The organism is Mycobacterium sp. TH-M15 (assembly GCF_057473705.1).
Genome location: NZ_JBYCLB010000065.1, coordinates 1 through 6,801, shown reverse-complemented (window position 1 = coordinate 6,801; position 6,801 = coordinate 1). Strand labels below are relative to the sequence as shown.

The following is a 6,801-nucleotide window of genomic DNA, read 5'->3' as shown; positions in this document are numbered from 1 at the left end:
AATGCTCGACTACGTCGACATCGACGGGCACCCCCACCTGGTCCGGTTGGATGCCCTGCCGTGGACGCACGACGAGACGACGATGCTGGCCGTGGTCTCCGGCAGCATCTCGATCCAGGTGCACGGCGACACCGTCGGCTGCCGGATCCTGGTCGACGGCGTGGTCCGCGACGAACACACCAACACCCACCCGGATGCCAACATCACCTGCCGGGTGAAGTCCGTATGAGCGAGCAGCAGGCGAAACGCCCGCTCGTCGCCCGGATGGTGCGCCGGCTGGCGGTGCCGATCCTGCTGTTCTGGGCGCTCCTGGCCGCGACGACGACCACCTTCGTCCCGCAGGTGGAGAAGGTCGCCGAGGAGCTGGCCGGGCCGATGGTGCCGACCTACGCGCCGTCGCAGGCGGCGATGCTGGCGATCGGGGAGAAGTTCGAGGAGTCCACCTCGACATCCATGACCATGCTGGTGCTGGAGGCCGACCGCCCGCTGGGTGAGCAGGACCACCGCTACTACGACGCACTGGTCCGCACGCTGCGGGCCAACTCCGACCACGTCCAGTACGTGATGGACACCTGGGGCAAGCCGATCACCGCGGCCGGCGCGCAGAGCCTCGACGGCAAGGCGGCCTACGTGCTGCTGCGGCTGGCCGGCGACATCGGCCAGATGCAGGCCAACGACTCCGTCGCCGCGGTGCGCGACATCGTCGAGCACTCCGACCCGCCGCCGGGCCTGACCGTCTACGTCAGCGGCGCCGCGCCGCTGGCCGCCGACACCGTGGTGATCGCCAACTCGAGCCTGAACAACATCACCATCGCCACCATCGTCCTGATCATCGTCATGCTGCTGGTGGTGTACCGGTCGGTCACCACCATGCTGGTGCCGCTGTTCGGGGTGCTGATCCTGATGCTGGCCGCCAAGGGCGTCATCGCCACCCTCGGGCACTACGGGTTCATCTCGCTGTCGTCGTTCGCGGTGAACATGGTGGTCTCGCTGACCCTGGGCGCCGGCACCGACTACGGCATCTTCCTGATGGGCCGCTACCACGAGGCGCGCCTCAACGGCGAGAGCCGCGAGGACGCCTACTACACCGCCTACCGCGGGGTGTCGCACGTGATCGTCGGCTCCGGCCTGACCATCGCGGGCGCGGCGTTCTGCCTGAGCTTCGCCCGGCTGAACTACTTCAACACGATGGGGCCGGCGGTGGCCATCAGCATGGTGCTGACGGTCGCCGGCGCGCTGACGCTCGGGCCGGCGGTGCTGAGCATCGGCAGCCTGTTCGGGCTGTTCGATCCGCGCCAGCAGGTCAAGGCGCGGCTGTACCGGCGGATCGGCACCAGCGTGGTGCGCTGGCCCAAGCCGATCCTGACGGCCAGCTGCGCGGTGGTGATGCTCGGGGCGGTCTTCGTGCCGACCTATCGGGTGAGCTACGACGACCGCAGCTACCAGCCGCACGACGCCCCGGCGAACCAGGGCTTCATCGCCACCGACCGGCACTTCGCCAAGAGCAAGCTGTTCTCCGAGATGCTGATGGTCGAATCCGATCACGACTTGCGCAACTCCGCCGACTTCATCTCGCTGGACCGGGTCGCCAAAGCGCTGATCCGGCTGCCCGGCGTGGCGATGGTCCAGTCCATCACCCGGCCGATGGGCCGGCCGCTGGAGCACGCGTCGCTGCCGTACCTGTTCACCACGCAGGGCAGCGGAAACGGCCAGCAGCTGCCGTTCACCCAGGAGCAGAACGCCAACACCGACAAGCAGGCCCAGATCATGGCGCACACCGTGGCGGTGCTGCGGACCACCATCGCGCTGACCCAGAAGTTGTCGGACGAGATGCATTCCACGGTGCTCACCATGGAGGACATGCAGTCGATCACCGAGCAGATGGACGACGGGATCTCCAACCTCGACGACTTCATGCGGCCGCTGCGCAGCTACTTCTATTGGGAGCCACACTGTTTCGACATCCCGATCTGCTTCGCGTTCCGGTCGGTGTTCGACACGATCGACAACGTCGACAAGCTGGCCGAAGACATCGGCGACGCCGTGGACTCGCTGGAGGTCGTCGACACCCTGCTGCCGCAAATGGTTTCCCAGCTGAACACCATGGCCAACGACATGGAGGCCTTGCAGGCGCTGATCGTCAACACCTACGGACCCGGCAACATCCAGGCCCAGAGCACCGACCAGACGTTCGACGACATGATCAACGTCGGTAACGACTTCGACAAGGCACGCAGCGACGACTTCTTTTACATCCCCCACGAAGCCTTCGACAACGAGGACATCAAGATCGGCATGGAGCTGATGATGTCGCCGGACGGCAAGGCCGCCCGGTTCATCGTCACCCACGAGGGCAACGCCATGGGACCCGAGGGCATCGAGCACGTCGAGGCGTTCCCCGACGCGGTCAAGACCGCGCTGAAGGAGACGTCGCTGGCCGGATCGAAGATTTACATCGGCGGTTCGGGCGCGAACAACCGCGACATCGCGCAGTACGTCAGGTCCGACCTGCTGATCGCCGCGATCGCCGCCTTCGCGCTGATCTTCCTGATCATGCTGGTCATCACCCGGAGTCTGGTGGCCGCGTTGGTGATTCCCGGCACCGTGGCGTTCTCCTACGCCGGGGCGTTCGGGTTGTCGGTGCTGATCTGGCAGCACCTGATCGGCCTGCCCCTGCACTGGCTGATCCTGCCGCTGACGTTCATCATCCTGGTGGCGGTCGGCTCCGACTACAACCTGCTGCTGGTCAGCCGACTCAAAGAGGAACTCGGCGCCGGGCTGAACACCGGGTTGATCCGCGCCCTGGGCAGCACCGGCGGGGTGGTGACCTCGGCCGGCCTGGTGTTCGCGTTCACCATGCTGGCGATGCTGGCCAGCGATCTGCGGACCATCGGCCAGGTGGGCTCCACCGTCTGCATCGGCCTGCTGCTGGACACCCTGGTGGTGCGGTCGTTCATCGTGCCGTCGCTGGTGCGGATCTACGGGCCGTGGTTCTGGTGGCCGACGATCGTCCGTCAGCGTCCGCTCCGGCAGCGTGCCCGCCGGAGCGCCCGCACCGCCGTTCCGGAGTCAGATGGTCAGCACGGTGAACCGCCAGTCCAGCACCGGCCGGTCGTCGGGGTCGTCGACCGCGTAGACCATCGACCGCAGCCCTAACACGCCGCCCTGCGCGGTCGGCTGAGCCGATTCCACCGCCAGCTCGCTGTAGAGGGTGTCGCCTTCGTACACCGGACCGGTGTGCTCGCAGCTCTCCCACCCCAGCACCGTCGCCAGATCCGGCAACAGCCGGCTGGCCTGGGCCAGCGCCAGGCCGACGGTCTGCCCGCCGTACACCAGCCGTCGACCACTGACCCGCGAATCATGGTGCACTGCAGCGATGTTCAGGGTGAGCCGGGCAAGCTCGGTGGCCCCGGTGACCACATCCGCGGTGCTGCGCAGCGTCGTGCCGGCGACACCGGCGTCGAAATGCGGGCCCGGCGCCGCGGCCCGGAGCGCCTCGGCGCGCCATCCGGCGGTCGGGTCCGGCTGTGCGGCACCGGCGCCGATGGCCGACAGGTCGTCACGGTGGCCGGTGTCGGCCCCGGGGCGCAGCGGCAGCATGGCGCACCGGTGGAAGTCGAGCACCAGCCGGTCGCGGTCGTCGACGGTGGTCATCCGCAGCGCCGCCAGCCCGGTGGGCGCGCGGCCAGACCGCGCCGAATTCTGCCGCAGGCCGACCACTTCGGTGCGGGTGGACAGGGTCTCGCCGATCTGCGGGAACCGGTGAAAAGCCAGCCCGCGGTAGAACAGGTTGGCTTTGACCCGGCCGGTGACGACGGTGCTCTGACCGATCGCCACATCCCAGACCAGCGCCGGGTGCGCCAGCGGCGCCGTCGCGCCGGTCACCGCCGCGGCCAGCCGCGCGTCCAGCGCCAACCGCAGCCGGTCCCCGACGATCGCCTGGTGCACCGCCGCCGCGCCGGAGGTCAGCGTCATCGCGGGCGCGGTGTCGAACACCTGGCCCGGCACCAGGTCGTCGAAGTAGGGGCCGCCGGTCATTGAGGAATCCTGACATACGGTGGACCGATGAGTTTCGCGCTCTCCGCCGAGCAGGCGTTGCTGGTCGACACCGTCCGGGTGTTCGTCGACAAGGACGTCAAGCCCGCCGTCCGCGACGTCGAGCATGCCGACAGCTATCCACAGGCCTGGATCGAGCAGATGAAACGGATCGGCATCTTCGGGCTGGCGGTGCCGGAGGAGTACGGCGGCACCCCGGTGTCGATGCCGTGCTACGTGGCGGTCACCCAGGAGCTGGCCCGCGGTTGGATGAGCCTGGCCGGGGCGATGGGCGGCCACACCGTCGTCGCCAAGCTGCTCACCCTGTTCGGCACCGAGGCCCAGCGCCGCCGCTACCTGCCGGCGATGGCCACCGGGGAGCTGCGCGCCACCATGGCGTTGACCGAACCGGGCGGCGGCTCCGACCTGCAGAACATCACCACCACCGCGCTGGCCGACGGCGCCGACGGTCTGGTGGTCAACGGGTCCAAGACCTGGATCAGCAACGCCCGCCACTCCGGGCTGATCGCGCTGCTGGCCAAGACCGACCCGGACGCCACGCCCCGGCACGCCGGAATCTCGGTGCTGCTGGTAGGGAACCCGACCGCCGGGCTGGGCGTCTCCCGCGACCTGCCCAAGCTGGGCTACAAGGGCGTCGAGTCCTGCGAGCTGAGCTTCGCCGACTGCCGGGTGCCGGCGACGGCGGTGCTCGGCGGGGTCGCCGGCCGGGGTTTCGCGCAGATGATGACAGGGTTGGAGACCGGCCGCATCCAGGTGGCGGCCCGGGCACTCGGGGTGGCCACCGCGGCCCTGGAGGACGCGCTGGCCTACGCCCAGCAGCGGGAGAGCTTCGGCAAACCCATCTGGCGGCACCAGAGCATCGGCAACTATCTGGCCGACATGGCGACCAAGCTGACCGCCGCGCGCCAGCTGACCCGGCACGCCGCCGAGTGCTACGACAGCGGCGGGCGGTGCGACCTGGAGGCCGGGATGGCCAAGCTGTTCGCCTCCGAGGTGGCGATGGAGATCGCGCTGAACGCGGTGCGTATCCACGGCGGCTACGGGTACTCGCGCGAGTACGACGTGGAGCGTTACTTCCGGGACGCCCCGCTGATGATCGTCGGTGAGGGCACCAACGAGATCCAGCGCAACGTCATCGCCGCACAACTGGTGGCGCGCGGCGGAATCTGACGTCCTGGCCGATACCAGCAGGAGGCTATGCCGATAGTTGCAGGATGTATTAGGCCGCGGTTGCAGAATCGCGTACCTCAACTGTCCCGTCAGCCTCGCGAGGGTGCAGAGTTGCACGCTCGCCGAGCGGGCTCAGCCCAGGCGCTGCTTGAGGGCGTCGAACTCGTCGCGCACCCCGGTGGGCAGCTTCTCGCCGAGGAACTCCAGCCACTCGGCGATCAGCGGCAGCTCGGCCCGCCACTCGTCGGCGTCGACGTGCAGCGCGTCGGCGACGTCGGCCGCCGCGACGTCCAGGCCGGCCAGGTCCAGATCCTCGGCGCCGGGAACCGTGCCGATCGGCGTCGAGGTCCCGCCGGCGCTGCCTTCCACCCGGCCGATGATCCACTTGAGCACCCGGGAGTTCTCGCCGAAGCCGGGCCACAGGAACCGGCCGTCGTCGCCGCGGCGGAACCAGTTGACGAAGAACACCTTGGGCAGCTTGGACTCGTCGGAGTGCTTGCCGGTGTCGATCCAGTGCTGCAGGTAGTCGCCGGCGTTGTAGCCGATGAACGGCAGCATCGCCATCGGGTCGCGGCGCACCTTGCCCACCGTGCCCTCGGCGGCGGCGGTCTGCTCGCTGCCCAGGGTGGCGCCGAGGAACACCCCGTGCTGCCAGTCGCGGGCCTGGGTGACCAGCGGCACCGTGGTCTTACGCCGGCCGCCGAACAGGATCGCCGAGATCGGCACCCCGGCCGGGTCGTCCCACTCCGGGGCCAGGATCGGGCACTGCGACATCGGCGTGCAGTACCGCGAGTTGGGGTGGGCGGCCAGGGTCTCGGTCTCCCGGAAGTACCAGTCGTTGCCCTTCCAGTCGGTCAGGTGCTCGGGGGCGTCCCCGTCGATGCCCTCCCACCAGACGTCACCGTCGTCGGTGCGCGCGACGTTGGTGTAGATGGTGTTGCCGGCCTCCAGGGTCTTCATCGCGTTCGGGTTGGAGTCGTGGCTGGTGCCCGGGGCCACCCCGAAGAAACCGGCCTCCGGGTTCACCGCGTACAACCGGCCGTCCTCGCCGAACCGCATCCAGGCGATGTCGTCACCGAGGGTCTCCGCGCGCCAGCCCGGGATGGTCGGTTGGATCATCGCCAGGTTGGTCTTCCCGCACGACGACGGGAAGGCCGCCGCCACGTAGTATGCCTTGTTCTCCGGGGAGATCAGCTTCAGGATCAGCATGTGCTCGGCCAGCCAGCCCTCGTCGTGGGCCATCGCCGAGGCGATCCGCAGCGCGTAGCACTTCTTGCCGAGCAGCGCATTGCCGCCGTAGCCCGAGCCGTAGCTCCAGATCTCCCGGGTCTCCGGGAAGTGGGTGATGTACTTGGTCTCGTTGCACGGCCACGGCACGTCCTGCTGCCCGGCGGCCAGCGGGGCACCCACCGAGTGCAGACCCTTGACGAACTCGCCGTCGGTGCCGATCTTGGCCAGCGCCGCGGTGCCCATCCGGGTCATGATCTTCATCGACGCCACCACGTACGGCGAGTCGGTGATCTCGATGCCCAGCTTCGGGTGGTCGTCGCCGAGCGGGCCCATGCAGAACGGGAT

General features: G+C 68.8%; 4 protein-coding genes and 1 pseudogene. 3 read left to right on the top strand and 2 right to left on the bottom strand.

The features are described from left to right. On the top strand, window positions 1–229 hold a 229-nt coding region (locus AC2VNT_RS01620), incomplete at its 5' end, for an MmpS family transport accessory protein (protein ID WP_486945196.1). Between the two features lie 35 nt (window positions 230–264). Beyond that, window positions 265–3,042 (top strand): annotated as a pseudogene (locus AC2VNT_RS01615) (MMPL/RND family transporter); the annotation flags it as partial. Between the two features lie 27 nt (window positions 3,043–3,069). Here the strand turns inward: AC2VNT_RS01615 and AC2VNT_RS01610 are convergent. Next, window positions 3,070–4,038, bottom strand: a complete 969-nt coding sequence (locus AC2VNT_RS01610; protein ID WP_486945195.1) for a hotdog family protein — start codon at window positions 4,036–4,038, stop codon at window positions 3,070–3,072. Between the two features lie 27 nt (window positions 4,039–4,065). On the opposite strand from AC2VNT_RS01610, the gene AC2VNT_RS01605 reads away from it, so the two are divergent. Continuing rightward, window positions 4,066–5,226: an acyl-CoA dehydrogenase family protein gene (locus tag AC2VNT_RS01605; RefSeq protein ID WP_486945194.1), complete on the top strand. Its 1,161-nt coding sequence runs from the start codon at window positions 4,066–4,068 to the stop codon at window positions 5,224–5,226. 132 nt (window positions 5,227–5,358) lie between these two features. Here the strand turns inward: AC2VNT_RS01605 and AC2VNT_RS01600 are convergent. Then, on the bottom strand, window positions 5,359–6,801 hold a 1,443-nt coding region (locus AC2VNT_RS01600; protein WP_486945193.1), incomplete at its 5' end, for a phosphoenolpyruvate carboxykinase (GTP).